At 69.3% G+C, this 15,847-nt stretch carries 16 protein-coding genes, 2 tRNA genes and 3 pseudogenes; 4 read left to right on the top strand and 17 right to left on the bottom strand.

Going from position 1 to position 15,847, the window contains the following annotated elements; all coding sequences use genetic code 11:
- Window positions 1–74: 74 nt before the first annotated feature.
- Window positions 75–503, bottom strand: coding sequence for an organic hydroperoxide resistance protein (locus IXW69_RS03935; RefSeq protein WP_129665798.1), 429 nt, complete (start codon window positions 501–503; stop codon window positions 75–77).
- 114 nt (window positions 504–617) lie between these two features.
- Here IXW69_RS03935 and IXW69_RS03930 point away from each other — a divergent pair, with 114 nt between their 5' ends.
- A complete protein-coding gene (locus tag IXW69_RS03930; protein WP_047310897.1) occupies window positions 618–1,049 on the top strand; it encodes a MarR family winged helix-turn-helix transcriptional regulator in 432 nt (143 codons plus the stop codon).
- A gap of 27 nt (window positions 1,050–1,076) precedes the next feature.
- Complete coding sequence (locus IXW69_RS03925; protein WP_194785072.1) at window positions 1,077–1,472, top strand: DoxX family protein; 396 nt, start codon at window positions 1,077–1,079, stop codon at window positions 1,470–1,472.
- A gap of 563 nt (window positions 1,473–2,035) precedes the next feature.
- Here IXW69_RS03925 and IXW69_RS12170 read toward each other — a convergent pair.
- The 15 genes and pseudogenes from IXW69_RS12170 to aspA all read right to left on the bottom strand — a co-directional run bounded on the left by IXW69_RS12170 (window position 2,036) and on the right by aspA (window position 13,987).
- A complete protein-coding gene (locus IXW69_RS12170) occupies window positions 2,036–2,266 on the bottom strand; it encodes an acetamidase/formamidase family protein (protein WP_225911277.1) in 231 nt (76 codons plus the stop codon).
- A gap of 813 nt (window positions 2,267–3,079) precedes the next feature.
- Window positions 3,080–4,344, bottom strand: a pseudogene (locus tag IXW69_RS03915) (IS3 family transposase).
- Window positions 4,345–4,379: 35 nt separating this feature from the next.
- Window positions 4,380–4,772 (bottom strand): hypothetical protein, encoded by a 393-nt coding sequence (locus tag IXW69_RS03910; protein ID WP_228524721.1) that lies wholly within the window; start codon window positions 4,770–4,772, stop codon window positions 4,380–4,382.
- A gap of 34 nt (window positions 4,773–4,806) precedes the next feature.
- Window positions 4,807–4,879: transfer RNA gene (locus IXW69_RS03905), tRNA-Ala, on the bottom strand.
- Between the two features lie 39 nt (window positions 4,880–4,918).
- A tRNA-Ala gene (locus IXW69_RS03900) sits at window positions 4,919–4,991 on the bottom strand.
- Between the two features lie 134 nt (window positions 4,992–5,125).
- Entirely contained in the window at window positions 5,126–5,770 is a 645-nt protein-coding gene (locus IXW69_RS03895) for a histidine phosphatase family protein (RefSeq protein ID WP_194785071.1), read from the bottom strand.
- 10 nt (window positions 5,771–5,780) lie between these two features.
- The gene (gene rsfS, locus IXW69_RS03890) at window positions 5,781–6,176 is read right to left on the bottom strand and encodes a ribosome silencing factor (protein ID WP_194785070.1); all 396 of its coding nucleotides are present in this window, start codon (window positions 6,174–6,176) and stop codon (window positions 5,781–5,783) included.
- Window positions 6,177–6,225: 49 nt separating this feature from the next.
- A complete protein-coding gene (locus tag IXW69_RS03885) occupies window positions 6,226–7,062 on the bottom strand; it encodes a hypothetical protein (RefSeq protein WP_194785069.1) in 837 nt (278 codons plus the stop codon).
- Window positions 7,059–7,772 carry a nicotinate-nucleotide adenylyltransferase gene (gene nadD / locus IXW69_RS03880; RefSeq protein ID WP_323745161.1) on the bottom strand — a complete coding sequence of 238 codons (714 nt, stop codon included), beginning with the start codon at window positions 7,770–7,772 and terminating at the stop codon, window positions 7,059–7,061. The genes IXW69_RS03885 and nadD overlap by 4 nt, the downstream gene beginning before the upstream one ends.
- A gap of 125 nt (window positions 7,773–7,897) precedes the next feature.
- A complete protein-coding gene (locus IXW69_RS03875) occupies window positions 7,898–8,830 on the bottom strand; it encodes an MFS transporter (RefSeq protein ID WP_194785068.1) in 933 nt (310 codons plus the stop codon).
- A complete protein-coding gene (locus IXW69_RS03870; protein ID WP_194785067.1) occupies window positions 8,827–9,129 on the bottom strand; it encodes an MFS transporter in 303 nt (100 codons plus the stop codon). Before IXW69_RS03870 ends, IXW69_RS03875 begins: the two co-directional genes overlap by 4 nt.
- Window positions 9,104–9,706, bottom strand: coding sequence for a hypothetical protein (locus IXW69_RS03865; protein ID WP_194785066.1), 603 nt, complete (start codon window positions 9,704–9,706; stop codon window positions 9,104–9,106). The genes IXW69_RS03870 and IXW69_RS03865 overlap by 26 nt, the downstream gene beginning before the upstream one ends.
- A gap of 56 nt (window positions 9,707–9,762) precedes the next feature.
- Window positions 9,763–10,769 (bottom strand): annotated as a pseudogene (locus tag IXW69_RS03860) (IS481 family transposase).
- A 382-nt stretch (window positions 10,770–11,151) separates the two neighbouring features.
- Window positions 11,152–12,444: an anaerobic C4-dicarboxylate transporter gene (locus IXW69_RS03855; RefSeq protein ID WP_194785065.1), complete on the bottom strand. Its 1,293-nt coding sequence runs from the start codon at window positions 12,442–12,444 to the stop codon at window positions 11,152–11,154.
- A gap of 10 nt (window positions 12,445–12,454) precedes the next feature.
- The gene (gene aspA / locus IXW69_RS03850; protein ID WP_194785064.1) at window positions 12,455–13,987 is read right to left on the bottom strand and encodes an aspartate ammonia-lyase; all 1,533 of its coding nucleotides are present in this window, start codon (window positions 13,985–13,987) and stop codon (window positions 12,455–12,457) included.
- Window positions 13,988–14,162: 175 nt separating this feature from the next.
- Between aspA and IXW69_RS03845 the strand changes: the two genes are divergently transcribed.
- Window positions 14,163–14,894, top strand: a complete 732-nt coding sequence (locus IXW69_RS03845; RefSeq protein WP_194785063.1) for a FadR/GntR family transcriptional regulator — start codon at window positions 14,163–14,165, stop codon at window positions 14,892–14,894.
- A gap of 117 nt (window positions 14,895–15,011) precedes the next feature.
- Entirely contained in the window at window positions 15,012–15,182 is a 171-nt protein-coding gene (locus IXW69_RS03840; protein ID WP_194785062.1) for a hypothetical protein, read from the top strand.
- A gap of 344 nt (window positions 15,183–15,526) precedes the next feature.
- On the opposite strand, the pseudogene IXW69_RS03835 reads toward IXW69_RS03840, so the two are convergent.
- Window positions 15,527–15,724: pseudogene (locus tag IXW69_RS03835) on the bottom strand (transposase); the annotation flags it as partial.
- Window positions 15,725–15,847 lie beyond the last annotated feature (123 nt).

The following is a 15,847-nucleotide window of genomic DNA, read 5'->3' as shown; positions in this document are numbered from 1 at the left end:
TCGATGGGTTGGGGCGGTGCAGGTGGCGCGGTGGGTGGGGCCCAACGTGTTGGTGTCGCGGCGAGGCGGGAGGGTCAGTCGTCGACGACGACGACGTCGACGCGGATGTTGCCGCGGGTGGCGTTCGAGTAGGGGCACACCTGGTGGGCTTGGTTGGCCAGCTGCTGCGCCTCGTCGTCGGGCAGGTCGGGGATGACGACCTCAAGGGTGACTGCCAGGCCGAACCCCTCACCGGCCTTGCCGATGCTCACCTGGGCACCCACCGACGAATCGCCGAGATCCTTGTGCGCGTGGCGGGCCACCATCTGCAGGGCGGAGTGGAAGCAGGCGGCGTAACCGGCGGCGAACAACTGTTCGGGGTTGGCGCCCTCACCGCTGCCGCCCATCTCCCGCGGGATGGCCAGGTCGAACGAGAGCCGGCCGTCGGCGGTCTGGACGTGGCCGTTGCGGCCTGCGCCGGTGGCGATGGCCTCGGTGGTGTAGACGGGCTCGATCTCGATCATGGTGCCTCCTGGGCGGCGTCTGTGCGAGGCCTCACCTGCCTCGCGATTGCAGAGACAACATAGCGCACAAGTGGATTGCGCACAATCAGATTGTGTCTGAGGTAGGCTTGGGGTGTGAGTGACCAGATCCCCGACCTCGACCACCAGCTCTGCTTCTCCCTGTACAGGGCCAGCAGGGCGGTGACGCGCGCCTACCGGCCACTGCTCGAGGACATCGGCCTCACCTATCCCCAATACCTCGTCATGCTCGTCCTGTGGCACGCTGACAAGCCCGTCGGTGTCAATGACATCGGAGCTCGGCTGCACCTCGACAGCGGCACCCTGACCCCCCTGCTGCGACGGCTGGAGCAGGCTGGTCTCGTCACCCGGTCGTGGAGTGGCAACGATGAACGGCGCCGCCTGATCAGCCTGACCCAGGAGGGGAGTTCGCTGCGGTGCAGGGCAACCGGAGTTCCCGCACAGATGCTCGCGCTCTACCCGGGCCCACCAGAAAAGCTCGTCCAGGTGAAGGCATTCCTGGACGACCTGTCCACCCAACTCGAGTGACAACCACCATCCAGGAGGATCATTTCCATGCCCATCACACACCGCTCCCAAGAACTCGCACGAATCGCGCTCGGAGCGTTCATGGTCTACGCCGGCGTCTCCCACCTGAGCTTCAAGCGCCAGGAGTTCCAGGCACAGGTGCCCGACTGGTTCCCCGGTGACAAGGATCCCGTGGTCATCGGCTCCGGCGTCGCCGAAGTCTTGGCCGGCAGCGCGATGCTGGCGCTGCCGCGTCATCGCATGCTGACCGGTGGTGCCCTGGCTGGGTTCTATGCCGCGGTCTTCCCCGGCAACATCGACCAGTATGCGGCGCGGCGAGACGGTTTTGGCCTCGACACCGATGGCAAGCGACTCGCGCGGTTGTTCGGCCAGCCCGCCCTGATCGCCGCGGCGCTGTGGTCGGCCGGCCTGCCCCGGTCGTAGCAGAAGACCGACCCCGGGCCCCACGCCCAGGGGCCGGGCGCAACCGGTCGGCATCGCGACGTGGAGGTGCACGCGCAGCGCACCTCCTGTCAGGACGGGGAGGTCTCGACCATGGCCGTCACGCCCAGCACACCGTGCTGGGCGTGGACGACGCGCAGGTGTGGAGAAGGAGGTCGAACGCGACGGGTGGCACCTCCCGGGCCCTGCGGAACCGGCTTCGCGGCCTTGACCGTCCAACCCGGGAGGCACGCTGGAGTGCCAGCCCTGGCATGCAGGCCGGCACCCCGTCGGAGCGCGACGGTGCCACCGGCCGCCATGAGCCCTGTCACGGCGGTCGGGCCCCGGTCTCAGCAGAAGTCGGACTTGCGGATCAGGCCGTGCACGCCGGTGGTCTTGTCGACGAACTGGCTGACGTAGAAGTCGCTGGCCGCCGAGAGGTAGGCGTAGGCGACAGCGCGGGGGATGCCCACGTCGACCTGCAGGTGGTCGAGCGCATTGATGACCGCCCTGCGCATCGCCCCACGTTCAGGTCGGTGTCGTCGCCGCCGACCAGGCCGTCAGGGTCACTGAGGCCGATCGGGATCCACGCGTCGCGGGTCTCGCCGAAGGGGTGGTGGAAGGCGACCGACGGGGCATCCCCAGACCCCTTCTTGCAGACCGACAGGCGGAAGGTGCCGCGCAGGGAACCCTCCATCGCAGTGAGTGCCCTCGCCCGGGCCCATCGCGTGGTGCGGGTCGCCGACGTAGAACAGGGCGCCCTCGGCCGCCACGGGCAGGTAGAAGGTGCTGTCCAGCCCGAGGTGGCGGATGTCGATGTTGCCGCCACCGAGGGGTGGGTAGGGACGGAGTGCGCGGACGGGTCGTTCAGCGTGGTCGCCTCCGAGCGGGCGACGCCCATCATCCCGAAGAACAGCTGCAGTGGGAAATGGACATGGCGCCGACCAGCGCGCATCCGGGCGCGGCCATCGACGATGTCGGCGAAGACCGAGACGTTGCCGTAACCGGTGGGGTCGTGGGTGGCTCGGCCGTCGGTGGCATGTGGCGGCATCACCTCGGCCAGGCTGATGCCGGCCGGGGGAGTGCCGTTGGGGGTGATGGCCAGGGTGCCCTTGCCGTGTCGGGAGCTGACCACGCCGTAGGGGACGCGGGTGCGCAGGTCGAGGGTCTCGATCTTGAGCACGTCACCCGGCTCGGCGCCCTCGACGAACACCGGGCCGGTGACCACGTGCGGGCCGTCGGCGTCGAAGTCGCGCCGGTGGCGGTCGTAGCGGGCGGCGACGTCTATGGCGTCGGCCAGGACGTGGTGGCGGCGGACGCCGTGCTCACCGAACCAGCTGATCGGGTCGCGGCCCTGGTCCTCCAACAGGCCCTCGTGGCTGAGTGCGTCGATGAGGATGGTCCGCCCCGACCGGACGCGGGCGGTGGGGGCGGCGTGGACGGTCGGCACGTAGCCCCATGTGACCTCGTCGGTGACCGACGGTAGGTAGATGTCACCGACGATCGACCCGGTGTGCGGCTGGAGGATTCCGTGCGAGATGTTCCTGCCGGCAACCGGCGTGCTGTGCGGGACGGGGGGCCTACCCCCGGTTCGTGGACACGGGGGTTGTTTACGCTGCGAGCGCCAGCGTAGCGGTGTAGGCGCGCTCGTAGGCGTTCGGGGAGAGGTAGCGGCACCAGGATTGGCGGTGCTTGGTGTTGTAGCGGGTCAGCCATCGGAACATCTTGCGGCGGCAGGACAGCTCGTCGGTGAAGCACGCGGCGTCCCGGAGAACCTCGCGCTTCAGCGTCGCGTTGAATGACTCTGCCATCGCGTTGTCGGCGCTGGTGCCGACGGCTCTCATCGACTGGATGACGCCGAGTTGCTGGCAGAGCTCGGCGTAGGCCTTGGAGGTGTAGACCGACCCGTGGTCGCTGTGGAAGATCGCTCCTGCCAGAGATCCACGGGTCGCGGCGGCGGCCTTGAGCGCGTCGGCGACGAGGTCGGTGCGCATGTGATCGGCGATGGCCCATCCCACCAGACGGCGGCTGTAGCAGTCGATCACGGTCGCCAGATATAGGTTCCCGCCGCCACTGGCCTCGGACAGCGGCAGGTAGGTGATGTCGCCGACGTAGCGCTGGTTCGGCGCCTCGGCGGTGAAATCCCGTTTCAGCAGGTCAGGAACGACCTGGTCGGCCGGTTCGGGCACCGTCGTGCGGTGCTTGCGCTTCTTGACCTACCCGCTGAGTCCGGCCTCCCGCATCACGCGGGCGACCCGCTTGTGGTTGACACGGTCCTCGGGCACGGCCCCGTCGTTGAGCTCGGCCGTGATCCGCGGGACGCCTTGGGCATCGCCCTCCGCGTGGATGATGCGGATCCCCTCGAGCAGCTCGCCATCGCAAGCGGCCCGCGCAAACCGAGCTGGGGTGCCTGTCTGCCAGGCGTAGTAGGAGGAGCGCTCGATCTCAACGAGCTCGCACAGTCGCTTCACCGGGTAGGTGGTGGAGTTCTCGGCGACGAACTGGAAGCGACTCACCAGCGCGTCTCCCCGGCAAAATACTTCGCGGCCTTCTGGAGGATCTCCCGCTCTGTGGTGAGCTTCGTCGTCTCGGCTCTCAGCTGGGCGTTCTCCGCCTCCAGCCGTGCCACGCGCTGCTCGAGCGGCTCATCACGATCCGATGTGGAAGCCGTCGGCGCGGACCGCAACGGGCTGTCTGTCAGCGTGCCGTCAGCCGCCGTTTTCTTCCCGGTCCCGTGAGTCTCCAGCCACTGCCGCAGCGTTCCCCGAACGATCCCGAGGTCCTCCGCGATACCGCGGAGCGTCGCTCCCGGAGTCGACTCATACAGGTCGACCGCCTGCCGGCGGAACTCCTCGGAGTAATTCTTTCTGGCCATGGTTCATGATCTCGCTCCCCCAGCCAATGCTGGAATCAGCGTGTCCACGAACAAGGGTCAGGCCCCAGCTCGTCCTGGCCCACTACGCCGACGCGATCCCCCTCGACCTCCTCAAGAGCGAACAAGACCGCATCCGCGCCAGCCTCGACCAGATCACTACCCGGCTCGACAACCTCACCGACACCTACGCCGAGGCCCGAACAGGCTTGGACCAGCTCACCGAACTCCTCGTCAACCTCGACGACCTCTACAACAAGTGCGAACCAGCCGAACGACGCATCCTCAACGGCGCCCTGTTCACCCGCATCACCATCGACGACGAAGAGAACACCATCTACACACCCGAGCAGACCACCGCCAGCGTCCTCGCCCACACCAGCATCGACGCCCCGGCGCACGTCACCGCAGAAACAAAACTGCCCCGCCATCAGGCGGGGCAAGCTTCGATTTTCTCATCTTACGTGGAGCTAGGGGGATTCGAACCCCCGACCTCTTCCATGCCATGGAAGCGCGCTACCAACTGCGCCATAGCCCCGAGTAACGGGCGTCCTCACCGGCGGACCGGATCGGATCGTGGAGCTAGGGGGATTCGAACCCCCGACCTCTTCCATGCCATGGAAGCGCGCTACCAACTGCGCCATAGCCCCGAGTAACGGGTGCCGCCCGCGGGCGACGCGGATAACCATAAGGAGTTCCGGCACCCGGGGGCAAATCGGCCGCACGTGCCGTACCTCACCGTCCCGGCGGCCGTCACCGCTGGGACCGCCCCTCGCCCGGGCGCTCAGGACACGAAGCCCGCCGGGGTGCCGGGCTCGGTGTCTCCCCCACCGGCGTTCCACTCGACGAGGACCCAGCCGGGCGCCCGGTCGGTGCGCCGCAGGGTCGCGTGGTGGCAGTTGTCGAGCCCGCGCAGGCCGAACCACCCCACAGGGTCGAGGCCGAGCAGGTGAGTGGTTCCCAGGGTGATGGCGGCACCGTGGGCGGCGACGACGACGGTGGCGTCCTCCGGGGCGTCGTCGGCGATGCGGGCCAGGGCCCCGCCGACGCGCTCGGCGGCGTGGGCGCGCGTCTCGACGCCGACGCCGGCCGGGTCTCCCCCGGCCCGCCACAGCGCGAACTCCTCGGGCCAGCCCTTCTCCATGGCGGCTCGGTCGAGCCCCTCCCACACGCCGAAGGACCGCTCGAGGAGCCCGTCATCGATGGTGACGGGCAGCCCCGTGAGGGCGCCGAGCTCGCGGGCGGTGCCGTGGGCGCGCTCGAGCGGGGAGGAGACGACGCGGCTCGGTCCGAGGGCGGCGAGCCCGGGCGCGGCGGCGGCGGCCTGCGCGCGCCCGGTGTCGTTGAGGGCGATGTCGACGCGCCCCTGGACCCGGCCGGCGAGGTTGTAGTCGGTCTGCCCGTGGCGCCACAGGACGAGGGTCGTCATGGGCGCGGTCTCAGGCCTGCTCGGGGGCCTCGGCGGCGACGCGCTCGAGGTCGTCCGGCAGCTCGACGGCGGGGCAGTCGGCCCACAGGCGCTCCAGTGCGTAGAACTCGCGGTCGTCGGCCTGCTGGACGTGGACGACGACGTCGCCGTAGTCGACGAGCACCCAGTGGCCCTCGTCGTAGCCCTCGCGCGTGCGGCGCTTGGCACCGGCCTTGATCATCGCCTCGTCGATGGAGTCGACGATGGCGCGGACCTGGCGGTCGGAGCGGCCCGAGACGACGAGGAAGACGTCGGACAGGGCGAGCCTGTCGGCGACGTCGATGGCGATGATCTCCTCAGCCTTGCGCTCGGCGGCGGCTCGGGCGGCGGCGTGGGTGAGGTCGATGGCGCGGGGGGTGGCGGGCACGGGGCTCCTCGGAGGGTTCGGTGGTCGGTGGTCGGATCAGGATGGTGCGTCAGGCGCCGGCGAGCCCGGGGAGCGCGGAGGCGGCGTGCTGGACGCCGGCGGCGGACGAGGAGCCCGCCTGGTGGATGACGAACCAGCACACGACGCCGACGGCGAGGACCGCGACGAGGACGAGCAGCGCGATGACGGCGCGGCGGCCCCGGCCCTCGTCCTCCTGCGAGGCCGCGGCCGCGACCTCCGTCAGCCGGGTGCCCGGCTCGTCGGGCAGGCCGGCGCCGGTGGTGCCGGCGGCGGGCTCGGGGGCGGAGTCCGGCGTCGACGCGACGGGAGGCTCCTCGCCGGGGGCCGGTGCGTCGGGGGCGATGGCCTGCCACTCGGGCGTCTCGATGCCGGCGAAGCCCTCGTCGACGGGCTCGATCGGGGAGATCTCACCGGTGGCGGCGTCGAGACGGCGCAGCCCCTGGGCGGCGGGGACGCGCAGGACGGCACGGCGGACGGGGGCGCTCGGGGCCTCCGTCGACTCGGCGGTCTCCACGGAGTCGGCGGTGGAGGCGTCTCCGGTGGAGGGGCCGTCCTCGGCAGCACCACCCTCGGTTGCGGCGGGGGCCGGGACGGCCCCTTCCTCGCCCTCGGCGGGCGCCGGGGCGAGGAGGGCGCCCCCGTTGAGGTACGGGTTCTGGAGGGCGCGGGCCTCCTCCTCGGTGATCTCGCCGGCGGCGATGGCGTTGCGCATGGCCTCGGCCTCGGCGCGCTGACGGCGGATCTCCTTGCGGGTGAGGATCGGCACCTGGCCTGTGCGCAGGAGCTCGCGCTCCACCTCGCGCTCGGCGTCGCGCCGGGCGCGGCGGCTCACGGGGCCGTCGGTCCTGGCGTCCTGGGGCGTCACGATGGGCTTCCTTCCTCGGGGGCGGCACCGTCGTCGGCACCGGGGTCGGGCTCGGAGGCGGCGCGGTCGGCGACTCGTGCCGTCATCGACGTCGTCTGGGCGTCGGGCGTGCTCATGCGGTAGAGGCCGTACTTGCGGATGTACTGGACGACGCCGTCGGGCACGAGGTACCACACCGGCGCGCCGCGGGCGACGCGCTCACGGCAGTCGGTCGAGGAGATCGCCATCGCAGGGACCTCGACGAGGGAGACGCCGTCGGAGGGCAGCCCCGAGTCGGACAGCACGTGACCGGGGCGCGTCACGCCGACGAGGTGGGCGAGGTCGAAGATCTCCTCGTTGTCCTTCCACGTGAGGATCTGGGCCAGCGCGTCCGCGCCGGTGATGAAGAAGAGCTCCGCGCCGGGGTACTCGGCGGCGATGTCGTGGAGGGTGTCGATTGTGTAGGTGGTGCCGCCGCGGTCGATGTCCACGCGCGAGGTCGTGAAGCGGTTGTTCGAGGCGGTCGCGATGACCGTCATGAGGTAGCGGTGCTCCGCCGGGGAGACGCGGCGGTCCTTCTTGAAGGGCTGCGCCCACGTCGGGACGAAGATGACCTCGTCCAGGTGGAAGACGTTCTGGACCTCACTGGCCGCCACGAGGTGGCCGTGGTGGATGGGGTCGAAGGTGCCGCCCATGATGCCGATGCGAAGCGGTCTCGTACCCTCGCTCACGCGCTCTCCCCTGGTCCGTCCGTGCGCCGTCGTGCGGCGCTCCGGCGCACCGCGTCGCGCACCGGGTCCGCTCGTGGGAGTCGGACGGGGACATCCTGCCACGCGGCCCCGGGCGCCGTCAGAGGTCACTCCTCTGCCGGCTCCCACAGGTCCGGCCGTGGTACGGCGCGCAGTGCAGGGGCGGTGAGGAGGAGCGGGACGGCGAGGGCCGACAGGAGCACGAGGACGATGAGCGTGAGGCGGAAGCCGACAGCCCCGAGCAGTGCTCCGGCCATCGCGGACCCGAGCCCGCCTGCACCGGCTCCGGCGAGCGAGCTCACCGAGAGCGCCCGGCCCAGGAGAGCGTCCGGGACGACGTGCATGAAGTAGGAGCCGAAGACGGCGTTCGTGACTGCTGTGCAGGCGGCCGCTCCCATCGCGGCGACGACGACGGCGTCCTGGGTGAGGACGAGCATCGGCAGGTAGGCGACGCAGGTGAGGGAGGCACCGAGGATCATCGCCCAGCCGCTCGGGACGCGCCGCGCGACGGCGGTGGCGACGAGGGCGCCGCACAGAGCGCCAGCACCCTCGGCGGTGCCGACGAGCCCGATGACGGGCGCGGGGGTCCCGCGGGCCTGGAGGTGGATGATGACGGCGCTCGCCACGCCTGCCATGCCCGCGCTCAGGGGCACGGAGACGGCCAGGAGTCGACGGACGACCCGATGACGGAGAACCCAGGTGACGCCCTCGCGCAGGGCGGTGAGCGGGTGGAGCTCCTCGCGTGAGGGGGCCTCATGCGGCCCCAGGTCCGCCTGGATGCCCGCGAGCGCGAGGAGCAGGACGAGGCTGGCGCCGAGCTCAACGAGGAACGGAAGGGCCGGGCTCACGGCGAACAGCACGCCGGCGAGGGGGCCGGAAGCCAGGAGCACCACCTGGTCGCGTGCTTGGTTCGCGCCGAAGGCCTCGGTGAGGTTCGCGTCGGGGACGACGGACTTCAGGACGATGTTCGTCACGTCACCGAACAGTCCGGCGCGCACGCCAGTGGCGACCGCGTAGACCATGACCCACCACGAGCTCACGGCCCCGAGGAGGCGAGGACGCCGAAGCTGCCGTGGACGAGCGCGCCGGTGACGGCGTACCACCGCATGAGCGCCCGCCGGTCATGCGTGTCGGCGAGGACGCCACCGAGGATGCTGAGCATAGCGGCGACGATCGCGGTCAGGCCCGTGGCGCCGCCCGCGAGCGCGGCAGAGCCCGTCGTGGCGTAGGCGATGAGCGGGATCGCGAAAAGCCGCATGGCGCCCGTGAGCGCCCCAGCGGTGTCACCGACGAGCCACGCCAGGTAGTCGCGGTCACGCCACAGCGCACGCGTCGCCATGACACTCCTTTCGCATTACCTCCATGAGCCCCTCAATGAGGCCAATCATGTACTCGCACGATGGTGCTTCCACCTGCATGATCACACCAGTTGAATCTACAAGAGATCCCGGACAAGCCCAGCAAGCGTCACGAATATCGCACTCCCGGCAGGAGTTGTACCGGCTCTTCGTCACGCGCTCAATCCTCATTCGTAACGAATCGGGCAGCGTCAGATCGCCACCGCCGGTCGGTTGCACGCACTCCCATTGCGAGTGACCGAGAAGCGTGTAGCATGGCGATATCTTCCCTGAAGCGTCAACAGTAACCGACCCTCGACCCATGTGACAGTAGGAGTCGGAGCCAGGTTGCAGCAATTGAGCAATCCAGTCATCAACCACAACTGAGCCACTTGCGTCCTCACCAGCTAAATCCGCCGTCAGGTAGACGCCATAGTCGCGGCCGGCCTCACGCAACGACGACGCCCACGCTGTGAGCGCATCGGCCGACAACGCCCCAGTCAAGTCAATCATTGGCACGATGACGACCGACCGCACGCCATATTCGTTCACGAAGAATTCATGAAGGTCCCGGGGCATAATTCCATGATCGACGTGCGAAGGGGTATACACGGCCTCGATGGCGACAGGTCTACCTAGCTGTATGAGGCCATGACGTTGGTGACGCGGGCGGGGACTCTCGTGGCGGGTGGCTGGTCGTGGCAGGCGGTGCGGGGGCGATGGTAGTTGTAGTGGTGGTTCCACACGGCGATTGCTGCCCGGGGCTGGTCCTGTGAGATGAGCTGGCTCGCGTCGAGGCACTCCTGGGACAGGATCCGGTTGTAGCGCTCGACCTTGCCGTTGTGGCGCGGTGTGTAGGGCCGGATCCGTTGGTGACGGACCGCCAGGCTCAGGATGGCTTTGGTGAAGCTCTTGGCTCGATAGTTCACGCCGTTGTCGGTGATCACGCGCACGAGCCTGGTGATGCCGTGGGAGGCGAAGAAGGCCCGGGCGCGGCAGAAGAAGCCGATGGTGGTCGCGGCCGTCTCGTCCGTCCAGCGCCTCCGTGTAGGCCAGGCGGGAGAAGCCGTCGATGGCGGTGTGCAGGTAGGTGTAGCCCACGCTCCTGCCCGCACCGCGCTTGGATGCCTTGGTCTTGTCGCTTCCTCGCCCGTGGGCTCGCCAGCCTCCACCCGGTGGGATCCTCCCGACTTTCTTGACGTCGAGGTGGACCATGTGGCCCGGGTAGCGCGCGTGGATCCTCCCAGTGACGCGGTTGGAGGCTGCGGTGGGGTCGATGTGGCGGCGCCGGTTCAGTCCGGCGCGGTCCAGCCAGCGGGTGACGGTTCGCACGCTGATCTGGGTACCCCGGGCATGGAGCTCGTGGGTGATGCGGCGGGCGGACAACTTGTGGGTGCGGCGCCAGGTTCTCGATGAGGTCGACGACCTCCGGCGGGGTCTGGGTGGGGCGGTGCCAGCGGGCGCTGGAGCGGTCCTGCAGGCCGGCCTCGCCATGGATCCGGTAGCGGGCCACCCACTTGGACACGGTGGCGCGCGCGATGCCGGCCTCGGCGGCGACGTGGGCGATGGGGCCGGCGGCCTGGACGCGCTCGATCAGGCGCAGGCGTCCTTCGGGCGTGAGTGGGGCGTTACGGTGGGTCATAGGCGGTGGGGACCTCTGAGTCAGATCGGATGCTTCAGTACCTCCCATCCTGACCCAGACGGACCCCCACCGTCCCATCAGGCCCCAGCGCCTACAACCTCATGGCCCACAACACCTAGGTCGATCGCGCGGTGCAGGCCCACGCGCAGGACGTCCGCCGGGCCGGGGTCGCCGCGCTCGATCGCCGTCGTCCTGTCCGGCACCTTCGTGTCGGACAGGACGAGGACGCGTGGGTGGGTCCTGGCCGTGCTCCGCGCCCAGCTCCTCGGCGAGGTTGACGAGGAACTGGCCCGTCGCCGCCGGCCCCATGCCCCCGACGACGCCGATGACGGCGTTGTCGAAGGTGTGGGGTGCGAACATGGAGGTCATGAGCCTGCGGCTCTCACAGGGCGACTGCGGTGACCGCGAAGCCCAGTAGGACCGCGACGACGACCGAGGTGACGCCCGGAAGGAGGAACGGGTGGTTGAAGACGTACTTCCCGATCCGGGTCGAGCCGGTGTCGTCCATCTCGATGGCGGCCACCGTCGTCGGGTAGGTCGGCAGGAGGTACAGGCCGGTGACGGCGGGGAAGGACGCGACCATGACTGCGCCGCTGACGCCCATCGCTGCGGCCACGGGCATGAAGGTCGTGGTCGTGGCGCCCTGGGAGTAGAGCAGGGCCGAGGCGAAGAACAGGACGACGGCCAGGAGCCACGGGTTGCCTTGGATGATCGAGGCTCCAGCGCCCGTGATGGTGTCGATGTTGGCGTTCACGAAGGTGTTTCCCAGCCAGGCGACGCCCAGGATGCACAGCGCGGCGCTCATCCCGCCCTTGAAGGTCGCCTGGTTCGAGACTCCAGCCAGGTCGACCTTGCACGTGACCTTGATGATCAGAGCAGCGGTCATCATGAAGGTCATGATCGCCGCGTTGCGACCGATCGGGAGGTCCACGGCCGAGGTGAGGGCGGCGTAACCCATGACCGCCGCCAGGGTCACGGCGAAGATCGCCACGGCTCGTCTGGCGTAGGGGTCGATGTCGTACTCGCCGGTGCCGCGCATGGCGATAGTGCCCGCAGCCTTGCGCTCTTGGTAGACGGGGTCGTCCTCCAGCTCGACGCCGAGCCTCGAGGCCACCAAGGCGCCCGCCATGCAACCCGCGAGACACACGACGATCGACACCCCCACCAGGGGGAGGTACCCGATGCCCTCAGGCTCCACGACGCTGGCCATCGCCACCATGGCGGCGGAGATCGGGGACGCGGCGATGCCGACCTGGGAGGCGACGACGGAGATTGACAAGGGCCGAGACGGCCGGATGCCTTGCTCCTTGGCGACCTCGGCGATGACGGGCAGGGTCGCGAAGGCGACGTGGCCGGTGCCGCAGAAGACGGTCATGAAGAAGGTGACGACCGGGGCGACGAAGGTCAGACGCCGCGGGTTGCGCCGCATCAGCTGCTCACTGACCTTGACCAGCAGGTCCAGCCCACCGCAGGCCTGGAGGACGGCGATGCAGGAGATAACCGCCATGATGATGCCCAGGACGTCCCAAGGGATGTCCTTCTCCGGGTCCACGGTGCAGCCGAGGAACCCCAGGACGATGACGCCGGCCGCCCCGGCGTAGGCGATGCCAATGCCTCCGAGGCGGGCGCCCAGGAAGATGAAAGCCAGGAGGACGACGAACTGGAGCCAGATCACGATCGGCGCCTCAGGCCGTCGCCGGCCGAGGAGCCCGCCGGCGCGCCGGAGGCTCAACTCCGGCCGGCAGTCCCCTATCGTCCGGGCCGTAGATGCGCCCCGCGTACCGCGGGCGCAGGAGGTTCTCCGTCGAGAGGATCGTGTCGAGGTCCTCCTCCGCGAGCAGACCCATCCGCAAGGCGACGTCTCGCACGGGCTCACCGGTGCGGGCGCACTCCTCGCCGATCACGTCGCCCGCGTGGTGGCCGATGACGTCGTTGAGGTAGGTGACGATCCCGATCGAACCCAGCACGTGCGCCCGGCAGACCTCGGGGTTGGCGGTGATCCCTTCCACGCACCGGCTGCGCAGGGTGTCCAGGGCGCGCGTGAGCAGGTGCAGGGACTCGAACATCGCCTGGGACAGCGCCGGCTCCATGACGTTCAGCTCGAGCTGGCCGGCCTCGGCGGCGAAGCACACGGTGACGTCGTTGCCGAAGACCTTGAAGCAGACCTGGTTGACGACCTCCGGGATGACCGGGTTGACCTTGGCGGGCATGATCGAGGACCCAGCCTGCATCCGGGGCAGGTTGATCTCGTTGAGTCCGGCACGGGGGCCGCTCGAGAGCAGGCGCAGGTCGTTGCAGATCTTCGAGACCTTCGCGGCGGTCCGCTTGATCGCTGAGTGCAGCGCGATGTAGGCGCCGTTGTCATAGCTGGACTCCAGGAGGTCCGGTGCCGAGACGATCTCGAGCCCAGTGACCTCCGCGAGGTGCCTGGCGGCGACCGCGGGAAAGTCTGGCGGGGTGTTGAGACCGGTCCCGATCGCTGTGCCTCCCAGGTTGACCTCGAGCAGCCTGCCGGCGGCACTCCGCACGCGCTCGACCTCCTCGGCCATGTTGTCCGCGTAGCCGTGGAACTCTCCGCCGAGGCTCATGGGAACGGCGTCCTGCAGTTGGGTGCGTCCCATCTTCAGGACGTCCTCGAACTCGTCGCCCTTCGCGTGCAGCGCGGACACGAGACCGTCGATCGCCCGGACCAGATCCTGCGCGAGGCTGTAGACCGCCAGCCGGAAGCCGGTCGGGTAGGCGTCGTTGGTCGACTGCGACTTGTTGACGTGATCGTTCGGGCTGATGACGTCGTACCGCCCCCGCTCCAGGCCGACCAGCTCGAGAGCCAGGTTCGCCACGACCTCGTTGGTGTTCATGTTGACCGAGGTGCCTGCGCCGCCCTGGAAGGAGTCGGTGGGAAACTGGTCCATGCACCGGCCGTCCTCCACGATGGCGTCGCACGCCGCGCAGATGGCGTCTGCGACGTCGGTCTGGATCGAGCCAAGCTCCCTGTTGGCCAGGGCGGTCGCCTTCTTGACCCGCACCATCGCACGGATGAACTCAGGCTCATCATTCATCGTGCCGTTGGAGAGCCGGAAGTTCTCCAACGCCCTCAGTGTGTGGATGCCGTAGTAGCTATCGGCGGGAATCTCCCGCTCTCCCAGGAGATCCTGCTCCGTCCGCGTCCTCACCGTGTCAGCTCCTTTGCCTCTCGGTCCTCGCGGTCGCCCAACCATTGGGCCAACCGACAACCGCCAGTGGTCCTACTGGTTGGACCACCAACCGTGCCGACGCTACGCCGGGAGGTGCGCGTTGTCCAACAGTTGGTCACCCCTCGTGTCACGCCCCGGTTCGGCGTGGACTATGCCCATGGCCATTGAGCAGCGACGTGCCGCCGGGGACAATGGCGTCATGACGGCGAAGACCGAGGTCCCTCCCCGCAAGTCCGAGCGGCTCGCGCGGGACCTGCTTGAGCTGCTGCGGTCCGGTCGTTGGCCCGTGGGCTCTCGACTCCCCTCGGAGCGGGAGCTCGCGCGACAGTTCAAGGTGAGCCGCACGGCGGTCCGAGAGGCGCTCAGGGCCCTCCAGCTGGCCGGCGAGATCGAGACCAGGCTGGGTGAGGGCAGCTTCGTCACCGGTTCCTGCCACGACGCCGAGGCGCAGGATGAGTTTGTGGGGGCCGGCGCCAAGATCGTCTGCTGCCTGTCCACCCGCAAGGCGCTCGAGATCGCCGCTGGCATCCTCGCGATCCGGGAGGCCAGTGAGTCCGACCGTCTCAAGCTCCGTGCCGCCTGCGTCGAGCTCAGCGAGGCGATCGCCGCCCACGACTACCGGTGGTATCTCAAGGTGACCTTCAACCTCCACGAGATGATCGCAAGGGCCTCGCACAACACCTACCTCAAGGAGCGCACCAAGGCCGTCGTCGCGCCCATGCGGGCCGACGAGTGGGTGCTCACCGCCAGCTACGACGCCGACATCGCCGCATACTCCCTGGCCGTCCACACGAGGATGATCGACGCCCTCCTTGACGGTGACTCCACCGCGCTGATCGAGGCGGTCTGCCAGCACTACGAGGACTATCCCGCCCTGCGTCATCCTGAGCTCAGCCGCCTGCGAGCTGGTCCGGAGGCGACCGAGCCATAGAGCCCTGGCGGTCATGGGCTCCTGAACGCACGGCGGAGGGACCGCGCCCGTCCTGCCACGTGCCACGGTGGACGATCGGCGCCGCGAGCAGGGCGCTGCTCCTTCGCGTCAGGGAGGATGGGCGCGACCCCGCTCTCTCTCGCACGGCCCAACGACGACACGGCGGCGGGCGAGCTCGTCATCACCTATCGAACTGCCGACCTTGACCAGGCGATCGACCCCGCCCGGATCGCGGCCGGTGACGTCGGCGCCCTCACTGGACGTGAGGTTCTGACCGCCCGGGCGTAGGACCACCACGAGGCCCGGCTGCCCGACGGCGTCGAGACCGTCGGCGTCACGCAGGCGGCGCGCCGCCGCGGTGTCTCCCGGCAGGCCCTGCGCGCGAGTTCAGCCACCGGATGCTTGCCAGGGGCAAGGCCTCTCGATCGTAAGTGTCATGCTGCTCTTCGCGGCCGTCCTCCTGGTGGTGGCGCTCCGAGGCACCGGCGCGAAGCTCGCGAGGGAGCAGGGGCGGCTTGCGGCCTGACCCGTCCCGCCGCGGTGGTTCTCTCATGCGACGATCAGGTCCTTGCGTGGGCCGGGGGCCACCGCGCCGTGGGCAGTTTCTAGGGGTGCTCGCAACACCTGACGGTTCAGGTGGTTAGTCGATCACGCAGGCGCTCGGCTGGGGTGACCCAGCCGAGCGTCTTGCGTGGTCGGCCGTTGAGGCGCTGGGCGACGAGCTCGAGGTCGACGGGTGTATGCACCGATAGGTCTTTGCCTTTGGGGAAGTACTGGCGCAGCAGCCCGTTGGTGTTCTCGTTGGTGCCGCGCTGCCACGGGCTGTGGGGGGTGCCCCTATGTTGTTGGTCAAGCGGCAGCGGGTAGCTGGTGGGTTGGTTGGGGGTCGTAGAGGGCGCCGTCTCGGATCATGGCGTGCAGGGTGAGGATGCGGCGGTGGGCCAGGGCGATGA

The organism is Actinomyces haliotis, from assembly GCF_015355765.1.
Lineage (GTDB): Bacteria > Actinomycetota > Actinomycetes > Actinomycetales > Actinomycetaceae > Actinomyces > Actinomyces haliotis.
Note: the sequence above shows the minus strand (reverse complement) of the source record. Positions and strands in the feature narration are given on the sequence as shown.